Here is a 22,537-nt window from a genome sequence, read left to right on the forward strand (position 1 = left end):
TGGGGGAGCACACTCCAGCCGTCCGTCGCGGGCACTGCACCCGGCCGAGAAGACGTGCATCCCCAATCCGGAGGAAACACTTCGCAATGGCCAAGACAATTGCTTACGACGAAGAGGCCCGCCGCGGCCTCGAGCGGGGCCTGAACAGCCTCGCCGACGCGGTAAAGGTGACGCTGGGGCCCAAGGGCCGCAACGTCGTCCTGGAGAAGAAGTGGGGCGCCCCCACGATCACCAACGATGGTGTGTCCATCGCCAAGGAGATCGAGCTGGAGGACCCGTACGAGAAGATCGGCGCCGAGCTGGTCAAGGAAGTCGCCAAGAAGACCGACGACGTCGCGGGTGACGGCACCACCACCGCCACCGTGCTCGCCCAGGCGCTCGTGCGCGAGGGTCTGCGCAACGTCGCCGCCGGCGCCAACCCGCTGGGCCTCAAGCGCGGCATCGAGAAGGCCGTCGAGAAGGTGACGCAGACGCTGCTCGACTCGGCCAAGGAGGTCGAGACCAAGGAGCAGATCGCTGCCACGGCCGCCATCTCCGCCGGCGACAGCCAGATCGGCGAACTCATCGCCGAAGCCATGGACAAGGTCGGCAACGAGGGTGTCATCACCGTCGAGGAGTCGAACACCTTCGGTCTGCAGCTGGAGCTCACCGAGGGCATGCGCTTCGACAAGGGCTACATCTCGGGCTACTTCGTGACCGACGCCGAGCGGCAGGAAGCGGTCCTGGAGGATCCCTACATCCTGCTGGTCAGCTCCAAGGTGTCGACCGTCAAGGACCTGCTGCCGCTGCTGGAGAAGGTCATCCAGTCGGGCAAGCCGCTGCTGATCATCGCCGAGGACGTCGAGGGCGAAGCGCTGTCGACCCTGGTGGTGAACAAGATCCGCGGCACCTTCAAGTCCGTCGCCGTGAAGGCCCCGGGCTTCGGTGACCGCCGCAAGGCCATGCTGCAGGACATCGCGATCCTGACCGGTGGCCAGGTCATCAGCGAAGAGGTCGGCCTGTCGCTGGAGACCGCCGACATCGCGCTGCTCGGCCAGGCCCGCAAGGTCGTGGTCACCAAGGACGAGACCACCATCGTCGAGGGCGCGGGCGACTCCGACGCCATCGCCGGCCGCGTGGCCCAGATCCGCAGCGAGATCGAGAACAGCGACTCGGACTACGACCGCGAGAAGCTGCAGGAGCGCCTGGCCAAGCTGGCCGGCGGTGTTGCGGTGATCAAGGCCGGCGCTGCCACCGAGGTGGAGCTCAAGGAGCGCAAGCACCGCATCGAGGACGCCGTGCGCAACGCCAAGGCCGCCGTCGAGGAGGGCATCGTCGCCGGTGGCGGCGTCGCGCTGCTGCAGGCGGCCCCGGCGCTGGAGGAGCTCAAGCTCGACGGTGACGAGGCGACCGGTGCGAACATCGTGCGCGTCGCCCTCGAAGCCCCGCTGAAGCAGATCGCCTTCAACGGCGGCCTGGAGCCCGGTGTGGTGGCCGAGAAGGTCCGCAACTCCGACAAGGGCGTCGGCCTGAACGCCGCGACCGGTGAGTACGAGGATCTGCTCGCCGCCGGCGTCGCCGACCCGGTGAAGGTGACCCGCTCGGCGCTGCAGAACGCGGCGTCCATCGCGGCGCTGTTCCTCACCACCGAGGCCGTCGTCGCCGACAAGCCGGAGAAGGCCGCCGCACCCGCCGGCGACCCGACCGGTGGCATGGGTGGCATGGACTTCTAGGAAGTTCGCTCGGGAGGCCCGGTCTGCGTCGGCAGGCCGGGCCTCTTGCCGTTGTGTCCTTGCGCGCTGATTGTGCGGTTTCATCCGCGACTCGCCGCTGGCCGTGCCCGGATTCGCACGATGTGCGCCGGCAGGCTGTGGACAACCGCAGGCAGCGCGTCGGCGACCGCTGTGGCTGTGGCACGGTCCGGTGATGCACGCGACGGAATGGCCTTTCCGGGCCGCGGACGCACTGAACGACGGAGCGCTGACGCTTCGGGAGCTCCGCCGCTGCTGCGTGGCGGTCTATCCCGGGGTGTGGACGCTGAAGGGCGCCGAAGACAGCGGTCGGGCGGGCCTACGCGGCGTGGCTGTGGTCGAACCGCCGGGGAGTAGTCGCCGTGGCCACAGCACTGCCACCTGGAAGGTGGCTATGTCAACTCCGCCTGGCCCCAGTAGGACGGCCACGGCTGTTCCTGAGGGGTTATGGGGGTATCCCCGGGGTCATTGGGCCGTGGGAGGCCGCAGGGGTAATTCGCCATCGAGCTCAATTCCGCTATGAGTAGCCAGATTCGATATGAGCTGGGCCAGGACGCGTCCTAGGACGGCGGCATCCGCGGGGCTGATTTCCGTCAGCGCGCGGTGCTGCAGCTCGACGAGTCGGCCGCGGGCGTCGGCGAGGACGGTGAGCGCCGCGGGCGTGAGTTCGATAATCCGACGACGGGCGTCGGCTCGGTCCGAGGAGACCGACACGAGACCATCGCGGCGCATTCTGCTTAGCAGTTGTGCCATGGAGGGCTGTTCCATTCCCGCGGAGTGCGCTAGAGCAGTCTGTGTCATGCCCTGACCGTCCCGCAACAGGGCCAACACGGGTATGTAGGCGTGCCGAAGCCCCAGGGGAGCCAGGGCTTGGTCGGCGGCGGCGGCATAGAGCCGTGATGCCCGGGTCATCAGCCGCCCCAGGTCAAGCAGGTCGTTGCCGGCCGCGTCTATGCTTTCCATAGGCACCAATGTATATTACATAGGTGCCTATCGAAGCGATCGACTCCCATAATCGCGTATCCGTTGTCGTCGTCGGGGCGGGCCCGACCGGCCTCATGCTGGCGTGCGAATTGCGACTGGGTGGGACCGACGTACTGGTCGTGGAGAAGCGCCCCACCGGAACCGTCGGAGAGTCCCGTGCCCCTGGAATTCAGGCTCGCACGCTGGAAATGCTGGATCAACGTGGACTACTCGAACGGTTCGACCAACGGGGCCGCCGGCTGCCAACGGTGTTGTTCGGAGCGATGCCGATGTCGGTCTCTGATCACGTGCCGGGGTGGCCCGACGGCATGATCCTCGCCCAGCACGAAACCGAACGTCTCCTCCTCGAGCGGGCACTCGAGCTCGGTGTCAGAATCCGCTGGGGTGCAGCGCTTGTGGGGCTCCATCAAGACGAGCGGGGTGTCGAGCTCTCGATCGACAGCGGTTCGGAGTGGACGACCTTGCGCTGCGACTACGTGATTGGCTGCGACGGCGGCCGCAGCGCAGTGCGCACGCTGGCAGGAATTCCGTTTCCCGGCGAGGACGCGACCTCGCACTGGATCGTGGCGGACGCACGCCTCACCGATCCGCCGCACGAGCCGTTCCTGCGTACTCCGGTTGTCGGGATGGCCCAGGTCAGCCAGACCGAACCCGATTGGCACCGCGTCAGTGTGCCCTTGCTGTCACCGCCCACCGACCGCAGCGCTGCGCCGACCATTGAGGAACTGCGAACCGCTCTGGTGCGGGGTTTGCAGACCGACTTCGGACTCAGTGACATCCGGTGGGTATCACGGTTCACCGACGCTGTGCACCACGCCGCCCAGTACCGCCAGGGCCCGGTGTTCCTGGCCGGCGACGCAGCTCACACCCACTCGCCCATTGGCGGCCAAGGGCTAAACCTCGGAATCCAAGACGCCGTCAATCTCGGCTGGAAACTCGCCGCCGTCCTCAGCGGTGGGCCCGAGATTCTCCTCGACACTTACCACTGTGAGCGCCATCCGGTCGGCGCTGCCGCCATCTCGATGACCAAGGCACAAACCGCCTTGCTCAAGCCGGGTCTACAGGTCGACGCCCTCCGCACCGTGGTGGGTCGAATGCTTGCGACACCCGAGGTGTGCGTGAGCATCAGTACCGCGCAGAGCGGCCTCGGCGTCCGGTATGGCGACGACGACCACCCGCTCATGGGTCGCCGTGTGCCGAACCTGGGGTTGATCGAGGCCGGCTGCACCACTCGACTCTTTGACCTGCTCCATGACGCGAAGTTCCTCCTGCTCAACTTCGGAGACCACGACCTCGGCGACGTGGCACAGCGGTGGCACCCCCGTCTTCGGTATGTACAGGGCCGCTTGGACGACAACACGCCCGCGCAATGGATCCCGGGCGGCAACGGAGTCCGAGCTCCTCAGGCCCTGCTCGTCCGCCCCGACGGATACATCGCCTGGCTAAGGGAAAACGACGAACCGATCGACGTCCCAGGACTCACTACGGCAATCACCGAATGGATGGGCGCGGGGTGTCGACCGTCCCAAACAGACAAAGACATCGCCAAATAGCGGACGGCGCCGACGACGGTGGCGCCCGCAAACACCCGGTGATACGGCGCGACCATGCCGCCACCCGTTGCCGTCGCTCGTCGGTACGATCTCGGACGCGCGAGACCATCCCTGCGGCTTCCAGCCGCTTGACCAGCGGCGTGATGGTGCCTGCGTCCATGTCCAAACGGGCACCAAGTGCACCGACGGTCTGGGGTGCACCGTCGAGCAATGCCAGGATGACCAGGTACTGCGGGCCCCAACGGCTCGAGGAACGGCTTGTGCAGCCGGACCATCCGGTTCGCCGCACCGTAGAGCGCAAACGACAGTTGTTCACCCAGTCGCCCGTCTGTGCCCGCTGTCGTCGTGACCTTGGCTGGATCTCCAGTGCGTGATTGCATAGTGGACTAGATAATAGCACTAGAGACGACTGGCCGAAGATGAACTGCGGCGTCAGCACTCCTCAACGAGACAAGATCTGACCAGCTGGATGGTTTCCCGTGGCGTCGAGCCAAGGACTGATCAGGGTCAGCCCCACTGGTGGGGTGCGTCGACTTCGACGGAGCGCACCACTGGACGGATGCCCGGCAGCGCACCTGGGATGTCGAGCGGTACGCGCGGCTGCCTGAGCTGGGCTGGATCGATGTCCGGGTGACCAGCGGCATGCTGCATCGGCAGCCGAAGGTGTTCCTCGACCGCGTGGGGGCGGCACTCCTGTCGCGCGGCTGCGCGTGGACGTGGTGAGTGTGCAGTTTCATACCGGACGCTCGGCGTGTCGCGTATGAAACCGCACACTGTGCCAGCACGCAAACCCAGCGGTAGCGTGCTCGCCATGCCGCTGCCGCCGCCGTCCGCCACCTCCACCGCGCTCGTGACGGGCGCGTCGTCGGGCATCGGGGCCGACATCGCCCGCGAGCTGGCGGCCCGGGGGCACGGCGTCACGCTGGTGGCCCGTCGCGCCGACAAGCTGCAGGCGCTGGCCGGCGAGCTGACGAACGTGCGCGTCGAGACCATCGCCTGCGACGTCGCCGACGAGCAGGCGCGCGCAACGCTGTTCGACGAGGTGGCCCGCCGCGGGCTTACGATCGACATCCTGGTCAACAACGCCGGCCTGGGGACGATCGGCGCGGTCGCCACCACGACGGTCGCCAAGGAGCTGCAGCAGGTCCGCGTGAACGTCGAAGCCGTCATCGACCTCACGACCCGGGCGGTGCAGCAGCTGGTCCCGCGGGGCCGCGGCGCCATCCTCAACGTCGGCTCGACGGCGGGCTTCCACCCGTTCCCCGGCCAGGCGGGCTACGCGGCCACCAAGGCGTTCGTGCACTCCTACACCGAGGCGGTGCGGGCAGAGCTCGCCGGCACCGGCGTCACCGTCGTGACGCTGTGCCCGGGGCCGGTGCGCACCGAGTTCCTGCAGCGGGCCGGCATGGACGAGCGGACGTTCGCCGACGCCTTCCCGAAGTTCATGTGGATGCCGTCGCGGGACGTGGCGAAAGTGGGCGTCGACGCGCTCGCGGGCGACGGCGGCACCGTGATCGCCGGCTTGCCGAACAAGCTCAGCACCCGCCTGCTCACGCTGCTGCCGCGCCGGGTGCTGCTGCCGACGCTGGCCCGGCAGCATCCCGGCCTGCGCCGCGACCGCTCGGCCTGACGGCGTCCGGTCGGCGGTGAGCGTCGCGCGGCGACGAGGACGGCCGGCGGACGCGGCGCCTCTCTACGATGGTGCGGTGCCAAGACTCTTCGGTAGCGGACGCCTCGGCTTGACGACGCCTGTGCCCGCCGGATCCCGGCGACTGCGGCGCACGGCGGCGCTGGCGTTCTCCGCGATGGTGGTGTGCGCCGCGCTGAGCGGGTGCGGTGACGATTCCGCGCCCTCGGTGGCGGCCACCACCAGCGAGCCGGGCGCCAAGCTGAAGGGTGACTACGGCGGCAAGGACTACGGCTCGCTGGTCGACGCCTACCTGCTCACCGACCGCAGCATCGAACTGCGGGACGCGGCGTCGCTGACGGCCCGGATCACCTACATCTCCGTGCTGGGCACCAACAACAACCTGCTCCCGACCACCGCAACGCTGTTCGTGCCCCGCGGGCCGGCGCCGCAGAAGGGGTGGACGACGGTGGCGCTCGGGCATCCCACGACGGGCATCGACCGGTTGTGTGCACCGTCGCGGTCGCGCGACCTGCTGGGGCTGTCGTCCACCGTGGTCGGGTTCCTGCGGGCCGGCTTCGCGGTGACGGTTCCGGACTACCAGGGGCTGGGCGGCGGCGACGTCAAGCACCCGTATCTCGATTCGACCACCGTGGGGTTCAACCTGATCGACTCCGTGCGCGCGGCGCGCAAGGTGGTGCCCGAACTGTCCGCGCAGTGGGCCGCGGTCGGCGTGGATCAGGGCGGTCAGGCGGCGTGGGCGGCCAACGAGCTGGCGACGAACTTCGGCGGCGGGCTCACCTTCCTCGGCTCCATCAGCGTGGCGCCGTTCGCCGACGTGCAGGGGCTCGCCGACGCGGCGGCCGCCGGCACCTTGACCGCAGCGCAGAAGTGGATGTACGTCGCATACCTCAACTCGCTGGAGAACGCGTTCGGCACCGACTTCAACCTCGACGACTACCGCCGCGGCGGCGCCCAACAGAAGTGGGACGACGTGCTGGCCTGCGACGGCCGCCAGCCGGAACAGTTCTACGGCGAGGCCGCTGAGCTGTCGCCGGACGACCTGCGCCCGGCGAGCGCCGACGCCGTCGAGGTGCTGCGGGGCTTCCTGCGCAAGACGACGTTGCCGCAGGGCGTCACGGCCAAGCCGATGTGGGTGATCTACGGCGAGCAGGATCCGCTGATGCCCCCGGCGTGGACCGACATCGCGCTGGATCGCGCCTGCGGGTACGGCGACGTCATCCAGATCGAACGCCAGCCCGGGCACCCGGTGCTCGTCGACGTGCCCCGGGCGGTCGAGTGGATCAACGCCAGGGTCGCCGGCACACCGCCGATCAACGACTGCGCCACCCGGGGCGCCCCGCCCGCGGGCGGTGAGCCGACACCCACCGAATCGGCCGAGCCGGGCGAGACGCCCACCGAATCGGCCGAGCCGAGCGAGACGCCCACCGGCACCGCACCGGGTGCCACGCCATGACGACGGCTGCGCTCGCCGCCGAGGTGTCGCTGCTGCACGGCTGGGCGCCGGTGACGCTGCAGGCCGTCGGTGTCGCGGTGGTGGTGCTCGCGGTGACGCGGCGGTCGCGGCGATGGTGGACGGTGTGGATGCCGGTGGCAGCCGTCGTCGGGGTGGTGTCGGCGCTGGCGGTCCGCTGGTACGTGGAACACCAGGGCTGGACCGGTGAACCGCCGCCGGTGACGTTGTGGGTGTGGGTGGCGCTCAGCGGGATCGCCGTCGTCGTGGTGGCGGCCGGCTGGCGCGGTGTGCACTGGTGGCGTCGGGTGGTGGCCGTGCTGGCCGTGCCGATCGCGCTGCTGTGCGCGGCGCTGGTGGTCAACCAGTGGCTGGCCTACCTCCCGACGGTGGGCGACGCGTGGGCCCGCGCCACCGGGGCACCGCTGTCCGGCCAGACCGACCGCAGCGGGGTGGCTCGGCTGCAGGATGCGGGCGCGTCACCGGCCAAGGGCACCGTGGTGGAGGTGACCATCCCCGACGCCGCGTCGGGGTTTCGGCATCGCAAGGAGTTCGTCTACCTGCCGCCGGCCTGGTATGCCAGCAAGCCGCCGCCGCCGCTGCCGGTGGTCGTCATGATCCACGCCGAGTTCGGCCACCCCACCGACTGGCTGGTCGCCGCCAACGCGCAGCAGACGCTCGACGACTTCGCCGCCCAGCACGGCGGCAACACGCCGGTGGTGGTATTCGCCGACTCCAGCGGCACGTTCTCCAACGACACCGAGTGCGTGGACGGGCCCCGCGGCAACGCCGCCAAACACATCACCGACGACATCGTCCCGTACGTGATCTCCGAATTCGGGGTGAGCCGCAACCCGGCCAACTGGGGCGTGGCGGGCTGGTCGTCGGGGGGCACCTGCTCGCTGCTGCTGACCGTCAAGCACCCGGAGCTGTTCAGCGCTTTCGTCGACATCGACGGGCAGCGAGGCCCGTTCGCCGGCGACCGCCAGCAGACCATCGCGCGGCTGTTCGACGGTGACGAGCAGGCGTGGGCGCGGTTCGATCCACGCACGGTGATGAGCCGGCACGGCCGATACGACGGGGTGGCCGGCTGGTTCTCGACCTCGCGCGAGGGACCGGTGGAGTACCGCTCGGGGGCCCCGCCGCCACCGGGTGCCGCGCCGCCGCCGGAGGTCGACGACGAGACGAACGTGCTGGATCCGGGGGCGACGGCACGCTACCTGTGCGCGCTGAGCAGTTTCTACGGCATCGAGTGCGCGGTGGTGCCCTACGCCGGTGAGCACGACTTCGCCGACGCGGGCAAGGCGTTCGCGGCGGCGCTGCCGTGGCTCGCCGGGCGATTGGGGACCCCGGGGGTTCCGCGGACCGGACTGCCCGGCTCCTGACGGTTCGCTGCCTACGATGGCTTCCGTGATCGACCACTTCGGTATCAACTGCGCCGACTGGGCGCGCTCGCAGGATTTCTACGACAAGGTGCTGCACGTCCTCGACTGTTCGCGGCAGCTCGACTTCGGCGTCGCCATCGGATACGGCCGCGACGGGCATCCGTCGTTCTGGATCTCCGATGCGTCGGCGGGCGACGCGGCGGGTCCGAACCGCGAGGTGCACATCGCGTTCGCCGCCGACAGCGCGGAATCGGTGCAGGCGTTCTACCGGACGGCGCTCGCCCTGGGCGCCGAGCCGCTGCACGCGCCGCGGCTGTGGCCGGAATACCACGAGAACTACTACGGGGCGTTCGTGCGCGATCCCGACGGCAACAACGTCGAGGCCGTCTTCCACGGCGGCGGGCCGGCGACCAGCTAAGCGCCGAGCCGCGCCGAGTACGCGTCGCGCAGCGAGTCGAGCCCGATCTCGGTGGCCGCGGCGCCGGCCACGCGGCGGCGGGCCGGCGCGTCGATGGTGCCGGCGAGCACGTCGAGGCACAGGTGCCAGCCCGCGGCCATGCGGGACGACGCCTCCGGCGACGGCATCGAGTGGTCGAGCATCAGCCGGCATCCGGCCGCGGTGGGGGTGAGCCGCCACTGCAGGACGTCGTCGGCGCCCCACCGGTGCACCAGCTCGCGGGGCGGGTCGACGGCCAGCACCTCACCGTCGAGCACCGCCGCATCGGGATCCTCCTGGATGTCGGCGGGTCCGACGCGCTCCAGCGCGCGATCGGGCACCACCGGCGACCAGCGGCGCAGCCGATCCGGGTCGGTCAGCCACGCCCACACCGACTCGACCGGATGCGGGAGCTCGCGCGTCATGGTCAGCACCCAGTACTCACCGCTGCGCGTCAGCGTGGCGTCGAGGTTCATCGCGTCAAGGATTCCGCACCGGGCTGCGACCGTCCCGCCGACACGCCCGGCGCTCGGGCGTAGGTTGGCTCACATGGCCGCCACCGACGATGCCCGCTCGGCGCGGGAGCTGCTCCGCGACCTGTTCACCCGCCTCGTCGAGCACGTCGATGCCGTCACCGACGGCCTCTCCGACGACACCGCGACCTACCGGCCGACCCCGGCCGCCAACAGCATCGCGTGGCTGCTGTGGCACAGCGCGCGGGTGCAGGACGCGCAGGTCTGCGACATCGCCGGCCGCGACGATGTGTGGTTGCGCGACGGCTGGGTCGACCGGTTCGGCCTCGACCTGCCGCGTGACGCCACCGGCTACGGGATGAGCGCCGAGGACGTCGGCAAGGTGCGCGCGCCGGTGCCGCTGCTCGCCGACTACTACCACGCGGTGCACGACATGACGCTGGGCGTGGTGGCGGGCCTGGACGCCGAGGCGCTGGCGCGGGTGATCGACACGAACTGGGATCCACCGGTGACGGCGAGCATGCGGCTGGTGAGCATCGTCGACGACTGCGCGCAGCACCTCGGGCAGGCCGCCTATCTCCGGGGCATCGCGCCGTAGCACTTGACGCCTGTCAAACCCGGTGCGACCTGCGTCACAGCGCCGGTTACGATGGGGCGCATGACCGCCACCACCGATGTCGCCTCGCCGGAATCCGGCACCATCCTCAACCCAGCGACCGGCGCCGTCGCCGGCCAGGTGCGCTGGACCGATCCCGCCGACGTCCCTCGGATCGCGGACGGCCTGCGCAAGGCGCAGCGCGAGTGGGAAGACCGCGGCCCGGCGGGACGCGCGAAGGTGCTCGCGCGGTACGCGATCTGGCTGGAGCGCAACCGGGCCGAGATCGAACGGCTGCTGATCGCCGAGACGGGCAAGTCGGCCGCGGACGCCTCACAGGAGGTGCCGCTGCTGCTGATCATCATCAGCTACTACCTCAAGACCATGGAAAAGGCGCTGGCGCCGGAGAACCGGCCCGCGCCCGTCGCCTTTCTGGCGATCAAGAAGATCACCGTGCACTATCGGCCGCGCCCGGTGGTCGGGATCATCGCGCCGTGGAACTTCCCGGTCGCCAACGCGCTGATGGATGCGCTCGGCGCGTTGGCCGCCGGTTGTTCGGTGCTGCTCAAGCCGTCGGAGCGGACGCCGCTGACGGCCGAGGTGTTGCTGCGCGGCTGGCTGGAGTCGGGCGGGCCGGAGGTGTTCGCGCTGGCGCAGGGCGCTCGCGAGGTGTCCGAGTCCGTCATCGACAACTCCGACTACATCCAGTTCACCGGATCTACCGCCACCGGCCGCAAGGTCATGGAGCGCGCCGCCCGCCGGCTCACGCCGGTGAGCCTGGAGCTCGGCGGCAAGGACCCGATGATCGTGCTCGACGACGCCGACGTCGAGCTGGCAGCGCACGCGGCCGTGTGGGGCGGCATGTTCAACGCCGGCCAGATGTGCGTCTCCGTCGAGCGCGTCTACGTCATGGAATCGGTGTACGACCAGTTCGTCGAGGCCGTGCTGCGCGACGTCAAGTCACTCAAGCTTGGTGCGGGCGAAGGTAATTCGGTAGGCGCGATGATCGACGCCAACCAGCTGGCGGTCACCGAGAGCCACGTCGAGGAAGCCCGCTCGAAGGGGGCGCGCGTCCTCACCGGCGGTAAGCGCGCCGGCGGCACCGGTTACTTCTACGAGCCGACCGTGCTGGTGGACGTGGACCACTCCATGACGTGCATGACCGAGGAGACGTTCGGCCCGACGCTGCCGATCATGAAGGTGAAGACCGTCGAGGAAGCCGTCCGGCTGGCCAACGACAGCCCCTACGGCCTGTCGGCGTCGATCTTCAGCCGCGACGTGGAGCGGGCGCGGGCGCTGGCCACGCAGCTCGACTGCGGAGCGGTGAACGTCAACGACGTCGTCGCGAACCTGATGTGCACCACCGCCCCGATGGGCGGCTGGAAGGCGTCGGGCATCGGCGCGCGCTTCGGGGCGGCCGACGGGCTCCGCAAGTTCTGCCGGCAGGAGACCGTGACGGTGCCGCGCACCGCGGCCGGCGCCGGCGGCAACTACTACAACAATTCGCTCAAGGCGCTCGAGCGGATGAACAAGCTCATGACGCGCGTCGCGCTGGCGCGGCCCAAGAAGGTGGCCAAGAGGACGCGTTAGTACGCCTCCGGGGTGCGCTTTGTTCTGACGGCGCTGCTCTGGCTGCTGGCGACGGCGTCGCTGGCCGTGGCGGTGCCGGCCGGCTGGGCCGAACGCACCGTCATCCGGCCCGACGGCTACGCCGCGCTCGCCGAGGAAGCCGCCGCCGACCCGTCGCTGCGCGAGGCCATGGCCGCCGAGATCAGCGCGCGGGTCCTCGACTACGCGCAGGCGGGCGGCTACGACGTGCAGGAGCCGCTGGTGCGCGGGCTGGCGACGTCCTATGTCGCCGGCCCGGACTTCCCGCACCAGTTCGGGCAGGTGAACCTGTTCGCGCACGGCTGGGTGTTCACCGACCGCGCCCGCACCGACGGCGTCGGCAGGTGGCAGGTGGACCTCGGGCCGATGATCAATTCGACCGACCTGCGTGACGCGCTGAGCCGCTACGGCGTCGACATCCCCGACGACGTCAGCATCCCCGTGGCGGTGTCGGCGCCGGATGCGCTGCGGCCCGGGCAGCTCCGGCCGCTGGCCACCTGGGGACCGTGGGTGAGCATCGGGTCGGCAGCGCTGACGGCGCTGTTCGCGCTGTTGACGATCGCGGCCGCACGGTCGCGGGGACGGGCGGTGGCGGCGCTGGGGGTGTCGGCCCTGCTGGTCGGCGCGGCCGGCTGGGCGGCGATCGAGGTGGTGCGCGGCGACATCACCAATGCGCTGGACACCACCACCGGCAACGTCCGTGCCATCGCCGCGGTGCTCGTCGCGCAGGCCGAGGAGAGCGCGCACTTCTGGCTCAACGTGACCATGGCGACCGGCGGTGCGCTGGTGGTCGGCGGTGTGGTGCTCTCGGCGCTCGGCGGCGCGCGACGGGAACGCCGGGCGGCAGTTTCGCGGTGATGTGCCCGGGTAATCGCTGCCCGTGACGGGCAGCGGAGCGCGCATCAGCGGCATGGCGGCGGTGGCGACGCTCACCGACCTCGGGTTCTCCTCGATCGCCGCGGGCGTGATCGCGCGGCGCCGGCCGGTGGTCCGGCTGCTGGAGAAGATGCAGGCCGACGAGCGGGCGGTGCGCCGGCTGCAGCTGCTGCGGCAGCGGTACGGCGCCGGCCCGGTCGAGCTGGTGATCCCGGGGCGGCGCATCCTCGTCGTCATCGATCCCGCCGACGTGGCCCGCGTCCTCGACGGCGCGCCCGACCCGTTCCATCCCGCCAACCGGGAGAAGCGCAAGACGCTGCAGTGGCATCAGCCGCGCGGTGTGCTCATCAGCCGCGGGCCGATCCGCGCCGAGCGGCGGCTGGTGAACGAGGCCGCGCTGGACACCGACCTGCCGGTGCACCGGATGGCGCCGCTGTTCGCCGAGAAGATCGCCGAGGAGGCGCGGCGCATCGCCGACGACGCCGCGGTGCGCGGCCGGCTCGACTCGTCGACGTTCACGACGGCGTGGTGGAAGTTGGTGCGCCGCATCGCGTTCGGTGACGCCGCCCGCAACGACGACAAGATCACCGACCTACTGCTGCGGCTGCGCAAGGCGGGCAACTGGTCCTTCGCCGCGCTGCCGCACCACAAGCGCCGGTCGCAGTTCTTCGAACGGCTCTACGCCTACGCCGAGTCGCCGGAGCCGGGCACGTTGCTGGCCGCGCTCGCCGAGGTGCCGGCCGGAGGCGCGGTCGACCCCGTCGGGCAGGTGCCGCAGTGGATCTTCGCGTTCGACGCCGCCGGCATGGCCACGGCGCGCGCGCTGGCCCTGCTCGCCACACACCCCGACGAGCGGACGCGGGCGCTCGCCGACGCGGCGGATCCGGACCAACCGGCGCTGCGCCCGTTCCTGCGGGCGTGCGTGCAGGAATCGGTCCGGCTCTGGCCGACGACGCCGACCATCCTGCGGGACACCACCGCCGACACCACCTGGGGAAGCGGCGACGATCAGTGGACCGTCGCGGCCGGCGCCGCGCTGATGATCGTCACGCCGGCGTTCCACCGCGACGACTCGCTGCCGTTTGCGCACCGCTTCGCCCCCGACATCTGGCTCGACGGCACCGCGGCGCGCTATCCGCAGCTGGTGCCGTTCAGTGCCGGGCCGGCGGTCTGCCCGGGTCGCAACCTCGTGCTGTTCACCACCAGCACGCTGCTGGCACAGTTGTTGCGGGCGTTGACGTTCGAGCTCACCTCATCGCCCCGGCCGACTCCCGATCGACCGCTGCCGATGACGCTCAACCAGCTGACGCTGGAGTTCGCCGTGCAGCCAGCGGTGCGCGCGTGACTCAGTTGAGGACCCGGTGCAGAAAGGCGTACGCCAGGGCCGACTGGAAGGCGGCCTGGGCGTTGTCGGCCGCGCCGGCGTGGCCGCCCTCGATGTTTTCGTAATAGCGCACGCGGTGGCCGGCCGCCTCCAGCGCCGCGGTCATCTTGCGCGCATGCCCGGGGTGTACCCGGTCGTCGCGCGTCGAGGTGGTCATCAGCAGCTCCGGATAGTCGGCGTCGGCCGAGATGTGGTGGTAGGGCGAGTATTCGGAGATGAACTCCCAGTCGGCGGGATCGTCGGGGTTGCCGTATTCGGCCATCCACGACGCGCCGGCGAGCAGTAGGTGGAAGCGCCGCATGTCCAGCAGCGGCACACTGCAGACCAGCGCGCCGAACAGCTGCGGGTACTGCGTCAGCATCACGCCCATCAGCAGCCCGCCGTTGCTGCCGCCCTGCGCGCCGAGCTGCGCGACGGTGGTGACGCCGCGCTCGACGAGATCGCTTGCGACAGCGGCGAAGTCCTCGTGGACCTTGTGCCGGTTCTCCCGCATGGCCTGGGTGTGCCAGCTCGGCCCGTACTCCCCGCCGCCGCGAATGTTGGCCAGCGCGTAGCTCCCGCCGCGAGCGAGCCACAGCCGGCCCAGCACGCCGGCGTAGGACGGCGTGCGGCTCACCTCGAAGCCGCCGTAGCCGCCGAGCAGCGTCGGCCCCGGCGCGGTCGTGTGGCGGTGGCGCACCAGGAAATAGGGGATCGCGGTGCCGTCGGCGGAGGTGGCGAAGTGCTGGTCGACGGCCAGGTCGGCGGCATCGAAGAAGGACGGTGCCCGCTTGATCTCCGCGAGCGCGCCCCCTGGTGTGCCGTGCAGCAGCCGCGACGGCGTGGTGAATCCGCTGGAGTCGAGGAAGATCTCGTCGCCGTGTTCGTCGGTGTCGACGATGACGGTGTTGGTGTTGGCGGGGATGTCGGTGATCGGCGTCGCGTCCCAGCTGCCCGGGGTGTACACCTCGACGCGGCTGGCGACGTCGACGAGCGTGACGACCACCAGCGCGTCGCGCGTCCAGGCGTACTGGTGCAGGCAGCTGTGCGCGTCGGGTGCGAACACCGTGCGCAATTCGGCGGTGCCGGTGAGGAACTGCTCGTAGTCGGCGGCGACGAGCGAGCCGGGCGCAAATGTGCGGTCACCGACCACCCACGGGGTGCGCGGCTCGACCAGCAGCCAGCCGCGGTGTACCGACACCGACGACGCGTCGAGGGGCACGTCGATCCGAAGCAGCTCGCCGTCGCGCAGCTCCCAGCGCTCGCAGGTGTAGAAGTCGAGCGCCCGGATGAGCGTCGTGCGCTCGTAGCCGGGGGTGCGGTCGACACCGGCGGCGACCTGCACGTCGGAGGCCTCGCCCTCGAACACCGGCTCGGCGTCCGCCAGCGGTTGACCGCGCCGCCACCGCTTGACGATCCGCGGATAGCCGGAGTCGGTGAGCGAGCCGGGACCGAAGTCCGTGCCGACCAGGACGGTGTCGGAGTCCTCCCACGCGACGTCGGTCTTCGCCTCTGGGAGCTCGAAGCCGCCGTCGACGAAATGCCGTGTGCGCATGTCAAATTCGCGAACGATCGCCGCATCGGACCCGCCGCGGCTCAAGCTGACCAGCGCCAGGGAACGTTCCGGTTCGATGACGTCGGCGCCGGCCCACACCCAGTTCTCGCCGTCGAGTCGTGCGAGCTCGTCGACGTCGATGACGACATCCCAGTCCGGCTCTTCGGTGAGGTACGAGCTCAGACTCGTCCGCCGCCACAGCCCGCGCGGGTTCTCGGCGTCCCGCCAGAAGTTGTAGAGGAACTCGCCGCGCCGGCGCACATACGGGATGCGGGAGTCGGTGTCGAGCACTTCCAGCGCCTCGCTGCGCATGGTCTCGAAGTCGTCGTCGCAGAGCTCGGCGATCGTCGGTTCGTTGTGCGCGCGGACCCAGTCGAGCGCCTCGTCGCCGGTGATGTCCTCGAGCCACAGGTAAGGATCGTCGGAGTCGGCCATGCCCGGCATCCTGTCAGCCACCGGGCGGTCGCGCCGTCCTGGGTTACCGGTCGCCGGGGTGCGTCGCCGCGAGCACGGGCTCTAGCAGCAGCCCGATCGCGCTGAGGATGAGACCGGCGGTGATCGGGGCGACGTAGTAGACACCGAGCGCGAACTCGGCTGCGTTTCCGGCGAACAGGTCGGCGATGAGGTCGCGTGTGGTCGCCCAGAACGCCGCCGCCGTGAGGAGCAGCAGGCCGATGCCGGCGACGAGGCTGAAGCCGCCGTAGGCTGCGAGCCACCGCTCGCCCGGAGCCGGCCGGCATCTCAGCGCGCTGCCGAGCGCCCGTCGGGCCCGGGGACCGAGGTCGGGTTCGTCGAGCCAGTCGGCCAGCGCCCAGTGACCGTCCACCCTGCAAGATCGGGGCGAGGTTCACGACGATTTCGACGGCGCCCAGGATGGCGAGGCGCCAGCAGACGATGCTCAGCATGGGGTCGGACACCAGGTGCGACGCGACGGCGAAGCCCGCGGTCATGACGGTGTCGACGGCGAGCCCGGCCAGCGCCTGAATGGCGCGTTGCCGTCGCGGCAATGTGAGAGCAGGGGTCGAGTCGACGAAGAACGACACGGCGCCCCAGTAGAAGCCGAAACCGGCGCGACGCGGGGTTCGGCCGTAGTGCACCAGCGCCACGGCGTGCGCCAGCTCGTGGGCGATGACGGTGACGACACCGAGCGCGATCATCAGCAACGCTTCGAGCGCGGGAGTGTCGCTCACCATCGGGACGTCGGGGCGCCCGGCGAACAGGGCGACGATCCCGGCGACCACGACGCCGCACAGTGCCAGCTTGCCGACGGGGTGGAGGACCGCCGGCACCAGGAATCGGTCGAGCCAACGCGCAGGGGTGGCGATGCCGGGCACCATCAAGCCGGATGACGTCAGCGCGAGCCTTGACGGTGCCGGCCCGCCGCCCACGTCCGAGCCGTCCCGGTGGAGGATGTGGAGATCGACGAGGTCGTCGATCAGCCCGGGGTCGAGCGGCGGGCCGAGGCGCTGCTCCAGCTCGTCTCGTGTCGGCCCCTGCGCGAGGAGTGCGGGCAGCTCAGCGGCGCGAGGGTGCTCGAAGAGAACGGTCTCGCCGGTCCCCCCGGCCAGCACCAGCCCGCGCTTGCTGACCCGGTAGTGCACGTCGGTATCGAATGCGAGCCGCGAATCGACGCAGGCGTCGCCGGGTCGAGCTGGCGACGCGACCGGAGTCGTGCGACGCTGAGCGCCCATCGAAATTTCCTTCTGTCACAAGTGTGGGAGGTCGGCGGAGAGGGGTCCTCGGTCGCGTTCCGCACCGGGCTGTCCCTCGCCGCCGTTCCCCTCGAGGTACGGCTACGACGGATCTCAGATCCGGCCACGTATGCAGCGGGCCAGCCGGTTGAGTTTGCGGATCATGAGTCACCTCCTTCGGGACTCCGAGGTCGGTGAGGCCGGTTCAGCGACCGGGCCTGCAGGTGCGGGCCAGTCGGGTCAGCTTGCGGATCATGGGGTCACCTCCTTCAAGACGAGTGGTCGTGCCGGGCAGGTCAGCGCCCGACACGAATGCAGCGGGCCAGCCGGTTGAGTTTGCGGATCATGAGTCACCTCCTTCGTTCGTGAGGTCGCCTGAGCGGGTCAGAACTTGATGCGGAAGCCGCGGGCCAGTCGGGTCAGCTTGCGGATCATGGGTTCACCTCCTCTGTTCGTGTGGTGGTCGCAGTGGTTCGATGATTAGGCGCCGAGCCGTTTGACGGCCCACCACAGGTTGACGTCGGCTCTGGGCAATGCCGGCGACGCAGCGGTCGCGAATGCGCGGTTCGCTCGCCGGCTGCGCCGAGGCGGCTCGACGCGGGCCGCAGATGCGGCCACCGGGGGATCGACCCCGGCTTTCGGTGATGTCATGCCGCCTCCGTTGCAGGTCTGTGCGCTAGCGAAACGCTAGGAGGCGAGCCGGTTACGGCGATACAGGGTTTCCCCTGGTATTGTTCGGTCGTTTGCTGCCACAAAGTTTGTTTGCGGAATCGCTTGCCCGCGTCCGCCGCGCTTGTCACGATGCGTTGGTGTCCGATCTGGGGGTGGGGCGCGAGGCGGAATCGCGTGCCGTGGACGAGTTCTTGCTGCGGGTGGCCGAAGGTCCGACTGCGCTGGTCATCGAGGGAGAGCCGGGCATCGGCAAGACGACGGTCTGGCTGGACGCGGTGCAGCGGGCGGTCGACGCGGGCTGCGTCGTCCTCTCGGCGCGCGGTGCCGCCGCGGAGGCGCGGCTGAACTACGCGGCGCTCGCCGACTTGCTCGGGCACCTCGAGCCGGCGGTCCTGGACGACCTCCCCCCGGTGCAGCGTGCCGCGGTGCAGGCAGTGTTGCTGCGCGGTACCGACGAAACCACAGCCGACGAGCGCGCGCTCGCCGCGGCATTCCTCACGATCGTCGAGCGTCTCAGCGACGCAGCACCGGTGATCGTCGGCATAGACGACGTCCAATGGTTGGACGTGTCGAGCCGCGTGATCGTCGGCTTCGCGGCTCGCCGGCTGCGGGGCCGGATCGGACTGTTGATGACCGCCCGCACCGGCGAACCCGGCGTGGCGGACATCGCCACGTGGTTGCACATGCCGCGCCCGGAGGCGTTGACGCGGATCCGCCTGAAGCCGTTGTCGCTCGAGAGTCTCCACGGCGTCGTCAGGACCCGCGTCGGTCGCACGTTGCCGCGTCCGCTGATGGCGCGGGTGCACGCCCTGTCCGGCGGCAATCCGTTCTACGCGATCGAGTTCGCGCGTGCGCTGGGCGCCGACTCCCTTCACAGTGCGGACGGCATGCCCGAGTCGTTGGCAGAGGTGGTGAATCGCCGGCTCGGAGCCGTCGACGGCGAGGCCGCGGACCTGCTCCTCACTGCCGCGAGCGCAGCCGCACCGACCATCGACCTGCTTTCCCTGGCCATGGACGTGACCCCGAATCGTGTTGTGGACGCGCTCGGTGACGCCGAGGCGGCCGGCGTCGTGCGCATCGACGGTCCCCGCGTCAGCTTCACCCACCCGCTTCTCGCGCACGGCGTCTACAGCCGGGCCGAGCCCGCGCAACGCAGATCCACGCACGCTCGGCTCGCCGCAGTCGTTGATCAACCGGAGGTGCGCGCCCGGCACCTCGCGTTGGGTGCCGACTCCGATCCCGCCACCCTCGAAGCGCTGGACCACGCCGCCGCCCGCGCGGCTCGCCGCGGCGCGTACAGCGCCGCCGCCGAGTTACTCGACCTGGCGATCACCGTCGGGGGCGATACCGTCCAGCGTCGGCTGCGCGCCGCGGAGCAGCATTTCCGTGCGGGGGCGTTGCAGCAAGCGCAAACGCATCTGGACCACCTCGAACCCCATTTGACCGGCGGAGCGCTCAGCTGTGCTGCGCTGATACTCCGGGCCGCCGTGGAGGGCCACAGCCGAAGCATCCCCGACGCCGTGACGGCGCTCAACGACGCCCTTCGCCACGCCGAATCAGACGGATTGCGACAACGGGTCCTCCACCACCTGACACCGATGGAGATCCTCCTCGGCGACCGCACCAGCGCGTTGGAGCATGCCCGTGACGCCGTCGCGCTGGCCGACCGCATGGGTGATCCGGCGCTTCGCAGCCAAGCGCTCACGAGCTATGTCTTCGCGCGTTTCCTGAACGGGATGGGTGTCGATCGGACGGCGTTGACGGCGGCGCTGGAGTTGAAGGACTGCGACGTGAGCGCCGCACCGACGGCACATGCCGACGGGGTCGCTGCGGTGATCACCGGCTGGGAGGGGCGACTGGAAGATGCGCGCACCGCCTTGCGGACAGTCGCTCGGCACTTCTCGGATCGCGGCGCCGAGATCGACGTCCTCTTCGTGGCCGGCCACGCCGCGATGGTCGACATCTGGCTCGGCCGCTACGCCGACGCCGAACGCATCGCCGATGATGCGCTCCGGCGCGCGGAGGCGATGGGAGGCCACCTCGTGGTGGCGAACGCCCTGAGCAATCGAGCGGCCGTTGCGGCGTACACCGGGCACGCGGCGGAGGCACGCGACGGTAGTCGTGCCGCGTTGGCGGCCGCGCACGCCTGTCGCAGCTCTTATCTGAGCGTCGCGCCACTGGCGTGCCTTGCGTTCGTCGAGGTGTCGGTGGGCGACTACGCCGCCGCGCTCGACGTGCTCACGCCGCTGCTTGCGTCGTTCGATCCCGATCGCGATACGGAGATCGTGCTCGGGGGCTATCTGCCGGACGCGGTCGAAGCGTTGTGTGCTCTGGGGCGGGTGGACGAGGCGGAACCGTTGACCGCTGCGCTGGAAGCGAATGGCACCCGCCTCGACCGGCCGTGGGCGTTGGCGACGGGCGCCCGGTGTCGCGGACTGATCGATGCCGCGCGCGGGTCGCTCGCCGCCGCAACGCACGACGTCGAGCTGGCGATGAGCCACCATGCGCGACTGCCGATGCCCTTCGAGCGGGCTCGTACCCTGCTACTGCAAGGTCAGCTGCAACGCCGTCGCCGTCAACGCCAGGCCGCTGCCACGTCACTGACCGATGCGCTGACCGCCTTCGAGGAACTGGGCAGCCCGCTGTGGGCGGCGCGCTCCCGCGCCGAGCTCGACAGGTTGAGCGCTTCCGGGAGGCAGGGTTCGGTGCTGACTCCGGCCGAACAGCGAGTGGCTGACCTCGCCGCAGCGGGGCTGTCGAACAAAGAAATCGCCGGCGAGCTCTTCCTGGCGCCGAAGACCGTCGAGATGAATCTCAGCGCCGTCTACCGCAAGCTCGGGATCCGATCACGCGCGCAGCTGTTCGCACGGTTGAACGCCGAAGACGGAGAACGACGGTGAACCCCTCACGGTGTGGCCGCCGGGGGTTCGAAGCGCCCGCGCGCGCGTAATGTGAGCCGGGTTACACCCGCTCGCCCAGGGAGTCGTCATGACCGTCTACACACGTCCCGGCAGCACCGGGGCCATCATGAATTTCAAGAGCCGCTACGGCAACTTCATCGGCGGTGAATGGGTACCGCCCGCGGGCGGCGAGTACTTCGAAAACCCCACGCCCGTGACGGGCCAGCCGTTCTGCGAGGTGCCGCGGTCGACGGACGTCGACATCGAGCGGGCGCTCGACGCCGCCCACGCCGCCGCGCCGGCGTGGGGCAAGACCGCGCCGGCAGAACGCGCGCTCCTCCTCAACCGGATCGCGGACCGCATCGAGGCGAACCTGGAGTCGCTGGCACTCGCCGAGTCGTGGGACAACGGCAAGCCCATTCGCGAGACGCTGAACGCGGACCTGCCGCTGGCGGTCGACCACTTCCGCTACTTCGCCGGCGCCATCCGCGCGCAGGAGGGCTCGCTCTCCCAAGTTGACGACGACACGGTTGCCTACCACTTCCACGAGCCGCTCGGCGTCGTCGGGCAGATCATCCCGTGGAACTTCCCGATCCTCATGGCGACGTGGAAGCTGGCGCCCGCACTGGCCGCCGGCAACGCCATCGTCCTCAAGCCCGCCGAGCAGACCCCCGCGTCGATCCTGTACCTGATGTCGCTGATCGGCGACCTGCTGCCGGCGGGCGTGCTGAACGTCGTCAACGGGTTCGGCTTCGAGGCGGGCAAGCCGCTCGCGTCGAGCAACCGGATCGCGAAGATCGCGTTCACCGGCGAGACCACCACCGGCCGGCTGATCATGCAGTACGCGTCGCAGAACCTGATCCCGGTCACGCTCGAGCTGGGCGGCAAGAGCCCGAACATCTTCTTCTCCGACGTGATGGCCGCCCACGACGACTATCAGGACAAGGCGCTCGAGGGCTTCACCATGTTCGCTCTCAACCAGGGCGAGGTGTGTACCTGCCCGTCGCGCAGCCTCATCCAGGCCGACATCTACGACGAGTTCCTGGAGCTGGCCGCCATCCGCACCAAGGCGGTACGGCAGGGCGATCCGCTGGACACCGAGACGATGATCGGCGCGCAGGCCTCCAACGACCAGCTCGAGAAAATCCTGTCCTACATCGACATCGGACGCTCCGAGGGCGCGAAGGTCGTCACCGGCGGCGAGCGCACCGACCTCGGCGGCGATCTGGCCGGCGGTTACTACGTGCAGCCGACGATCTTCACCGGCGACAACCGGATGCGGATCTTCCAGGAGGAGATCTTCGGTCCCGTCGTTGCCGTCACCAGCTTCAGCGACTACGACGACGCCATCGCCACCGCGAACGACACGCTCTACGGCCTGGGCGCCGGGGTGTGGAGCCGCGACGGCAACATCGCCTACCGCGCCGGGCGCGACATCAAGGCCGGCCGGGTGTGGACCAACTGCTACCACATGTATCCGGCACACGCGGCGTTCGGCGGCTACAAGCAGTCCGGCATCGGCCGCGAGAACCATGCGATGATGCTCGACCACTACCAGCAGACCAAGAACCTGCTGGTGAGTTACAGCACAAAGGCGCAGGGGTTCTTCTGATCC

General features: G+C 69.9%; 19 protein-coding genes and 1 pseudogene. 15 read left to right on the plus strand and 5 right to left on the minus strand.

The genetic code is table 11. From position 1 onward, the window contains the following. Nucleotides 1–86: 86 nt before the first annotated feature. Nucleotides 87–1,712, plus strand: coding sequence for a chaperonin GroEL (groL, locus tag LV457_RS08070; RefSeq protein ID WP_232170258.1), 1,626 nt, complete (start codon nucleotides 87–89; stop codon nucleotides 1,710–1,712). A 483-nt stretch (nucleotides 1,713–2,195) separates the two neighbouring features. Here the strand turns inward: groL and LV457_RS08075 are convergent, their stop codons facing one another. Then, complete coding sequence (locus LV457_RS08075) at nucleotides 2,196–2,693, minus strand: MarR family winged helix-turn-helix transcriptional regulator (protein ID WP_232170259.1); 498 nt, start codon at nucleotides 2,691–2,693, stop codon at nucleotides 2,196–2,198. A gap of 23 nt (nucleotides 2,694–2,716) precedes the next feature. On the opposite strand from LV457_RS08075, the gene LV457_RS08080 reads away from it, so the two are divergent. After that, nucleotides 2,717–4,267, plus strand: a complete 1,551-nt coding sequence (locus LV457_RS08080) for an FAD-dependent monooxygenase (RefSeq protein ID WP_232170260.1) — start codon at nucleotides 2,717–2,719, stop codon at nucleotides 4,265–4,267. Here the strand turns inward: LV457_RS08080 and LV457_RS08085 are convergent. Next, a complete protein-coding gene (locus LV457_RS08085; protein WP_308192176.1) occupies nucleotides 4,206–4,706 on the minus strand; it encodes a MarR family winged helix-turn-helix transcriptional regulator in 501 nt (166 codons plus the stop codon). The genes LV457_RS08080 and LV457_RS08085 overlap by 62 nt on opposite strands. An 80-nt stretch (nucleotides 4,707–4,786) precedes the next feature. Between LV457_RS08085 and LV457_RS08090 the strand changes: the two genes are divergently transcribed. From LV457_RS08090 to LV457_RS08110, 5 genes are all read left to right on the plus strand, one after another. Continuing rightward, complete coding sequence (locus LV457_RS08090; RefSeq protein ID WP_232170261.1) at nucleotides 4,787–4,990, plus strand: hypothetical protein; 204 nt, start codon at nucleotides 4,787–4,789, stop codon at nucleotides 4,988–4,990. An 88-nt stretch (nucleotides 4,991–5,078) separates the two neighbouring features. Further along, on the plus strand, nucleotides 5,079–5,897 hold the full coding sequence (locus tag LV457_RS08095) for an SDR family oxidoreductase (protein ID WP_232170262.1): 819 nt from the start codon (nucleotides 5,079–5,081) through the stop codon (nucleotides 5,895–5,897). A gap of 76 nt (nucleotides 5,898–5,973) precedes the next feature. Then, nucleotides 5,974–7,371 (plus strand): lipase family protein, encoded by a 1,398-nt coding sequence (locus tag LV457_RS08100; protein WP_232170263.1) that lies wholly within the window; start codon nucleotides 5,974–5,976, stop codon nucleotides 7,369–7,371. Further along, complete coding sequence (locus tag LV457_RS08105) at nucleotides 7,368–8,753, plus strand: alpha/beta hydrolase family protein (protein WP_232170264.1); 1,386 nt, start codon at nucleotides 7,368–7,370, stop codon at nucleotides 8,751–8,753. Before LV457_RS08100 ends, LV457_RS08105 begins: the two co-directional genes overlap by 4 nt. 25 nt (nucleotides 8,754–8,778) lie before the next feature. After that, nucleotides 8,779–9,171 (plus strand): VOC family protein, encoded by a 393-nt coding sequence (locus LV457_RS08110; protein WP_232170447.1) that lies wholly within the window; start codon nucleotides 8,779–8,781, stop codon nucleotides 9,169–9,171. Here the strand turns inward: LV457_RS08110 and LV457_RS08115 are convergent. Beyond that, nucleotides 9,168–9,614: an SRPBCC domain-containing protein gene (locus LV457_RS08115; protein ID WP_308192178.1), complete on the minus strand. Its 447-nt coding sequence runs from the start codon at nucleotides 9,612–9,614 to the stop codon at nucleotides 9,168–9,170. The two genes, LV457_RS08110 and LV457_RS08115, sit on opposite strands and share 4 nt — an antisense overlap. A gap of 124 nt (nucleotides 9,615–9,738) precedes the next feature. Between LV457_RS08115 and LV457_RS08120 the strand changes: the two genes are divergently transcribed. The 4 genes from LV457_RS08120 to LV457_RS08135 are packed head-to-tail and all read left to right on the plus strand — an operon-like array spanning nucleotide 9,739 to nucleotide 14,086. Further along, on the plus strand, nucleotides 9,739–10,260 hold the full coding sequence (locus tag LV457_RS08120) for a mycothiol transferase (RefSeq protein WP_232170266.1): 522 nt from the start codon (nucleotides 9,739–9,741) through the stop codon (nucleotides 10,258–10,260). 60 nt (nucleotides 10,261–10,320) lie between these two features. After that, on the plus strand, nucleotides 10,321–11,847 hold the full coding sequence (locus tag LV457_RS08125) for an aldehyde dehydrogenase family protein (protein WP_232170267.1): 1,527 nt from the start codon (nucleotides 10,321–10,323) through the stop codon (nucleotides 11,845–11,847). Nucleotides 11,848–11,859: 12 nt separating this feature from the next. Further along, complete coding sequence (locus LV457_RS08130) at nucleotides 11,860–12,723, plus strand: hypothetical protein (protein ID WP_232170268.1); 864 nt, start codon at nucleotides 11,860–11,862, stop codon at nucleotides 12,721–12,723. A 22-nt stretch (nucleotides 12,724–12,745) separates the two neighbouring features. Beyond that, nucleotides 12,746–14,086, plus strand: a complete 1,341-nt coding sequence (locus LV457_RS08135) for a cytochrome P450 (protein WP_232170269.1) — start codon at nucleotides 12,746–12,748, stop codon at nucleotides 14,084–14,086. Between the two features lies 1 nt (nucleotide 14,087). Here LV457_RS08135 and LV457_RS08140 read toward each other — a convergent pair. Beyond that, a pseudogene (locus tag LV457_RS08140) lies at nucleotides 14,088–16,145 on the minus strand (prolyl oligopeptidase family protein); the annotation flags it as partial. After that, nucleotides 16,138–16,485: a hypothetical protein gene (locus LV457_RS08145; protein WP_232170270.1), complete on the minus strand. Its 348-nt coding sequence runs from the start codon at nucleotides 16,483–16,485 to the stop codon at nucleotides 16,138–16,140. The pseudogene LV457_RS08140 and the gene LV457_RS08145, both read right to left, overlap by 8 nt. Nucleotides 16,486–16,579: 94 nt before the next feature. Between LV457_RS08145 and LV457_RS08150 the strand changes: the two genes are divergently transcribed. The 4 genes from LV457_RS08150 (at nucleotide 16,580) to adh (ending at nucleotide 22,534) form a co-directional block, all read left to right on the plus strand. Further along, nucleotides 16,580–17,008: a hypothetical protein gene (locus LV457_RS08150; protein ID WP_232170271.1), complete on the plus strand. Its 429-nt coding sequence runs from the start codon at nucleotides 16,580–16,582 to the stop codon at nucleotides 17,006–17,008. 54 nt (nucleotides 17,009–17,062) lie between these two features. Then, the gene (locus LV457_RS08155; RefSeq protein ID WP_232170272.1) at nucleotides 17,063–17,548 is read left to right on the plus strand and encodes a hypothetical protein; all 486 of its coding nucleotides are present in this window, start codon (nucleotides 17,063–17,065) and stop codon (nucleotides 17,546–17,548) included. Between the two features lie 611 nt (nucleotides 17,549–18,159). Continuing rightward, on the plus strand, nucleotides 18,160–20,922 hold the full coding sequence (locus LV457_RS08160; protein ID WP_232170273.1) for an AAA family ATPase: 2,763 nt from the start codon (nucleotides 18,160–18,162) through the stop codon (nucleotides 20,920–20,922). Between the two features lie 88 nt (nucleotides 20,923–21,010). Next, complete coding sequence (adh, locus tag LV457_RS08165) at nucleotides 21,011–22,534, plus strand: aldehyde dehydrogenase (protein ID WP_232170274.1); 1,524 nt, start codon at nucleotides 21,011–21,013, stop codon at nucleotides 22,532–22,534. Nucleotides 22,535–22,537 lie beyond the last annotated feature (3 nt).

It is taken from the genome of Mycobacterium sp. MYCO198283, assembly GCF_021213805.1.
Taxonomy (GTDB): Bacteria; Actinomycetota; Actinomycetes; order Mycobacteriales; family Mycobacteriaceae; genus Mycobacterium.

What these genes read in the sequence shown, in the direction of transcription:
- groL (WP_232170258.1), top strand. Translation starts at nt 87, where the DNA reads ATGGCCAAGACAATTGCTTACGACGAAGAGGCCCGCCGCGGCCTCGAG.
- LV457_RS08075 (WP_232170259.1), bottom strand. Translation starts at nt 2,693, where the DNA reads ATGGAAAGCATAGACGCGGCCGGCAACGACCTGCTTGACCTGGGGCGG.
- LV457_RS08095 (WP_232170262.1), top strand. Translation starts at nt 5,079, where the DNA reads ATGCCGCTGCCGCCGCCGTCCGCCACCTCCACCGCGCTCGTGACGGGC.
- LV457_RS08105 (WP_232170264.1), top strand. Translation starts at nt 7,368, where the DNA reads ATGACGACGGCTGCGCTCGCCGCCGAGGTGTCGCTGCTGCACGGCTGG.
- LV457_RS08115 (WP_308192178.1), bottom strand. Translation starts at nt 9,614, where the DNA reads ATGACGCGCGAGCTCCCGCATCCGGTCGAGTCGGTGTGGGCGTGGCTG.
- LV457_RS08120 (WP_232170266.1), top strand. Translation starts at nt 9,739, where the DNA reads ATGGCCGCCACCGACGATGCCCGCTCGGCGCGGGAGCTGCTCCGCGAC.
- LV457_RS08125 (WP_232170267.1), top strand. Translation starts at nt 10,321, where the DNA reads ATGACCGCCACCACCGATGTCGCCTCGCCGGAATCCGGCACCATCCTC.
- adh (WP_232170274.1), top strand. Translation starts at nt 21,011, where the DNA reads ATGACCGTCTACACACGTCCCGGCAGCACCGGGGCCATCATGAATTTC.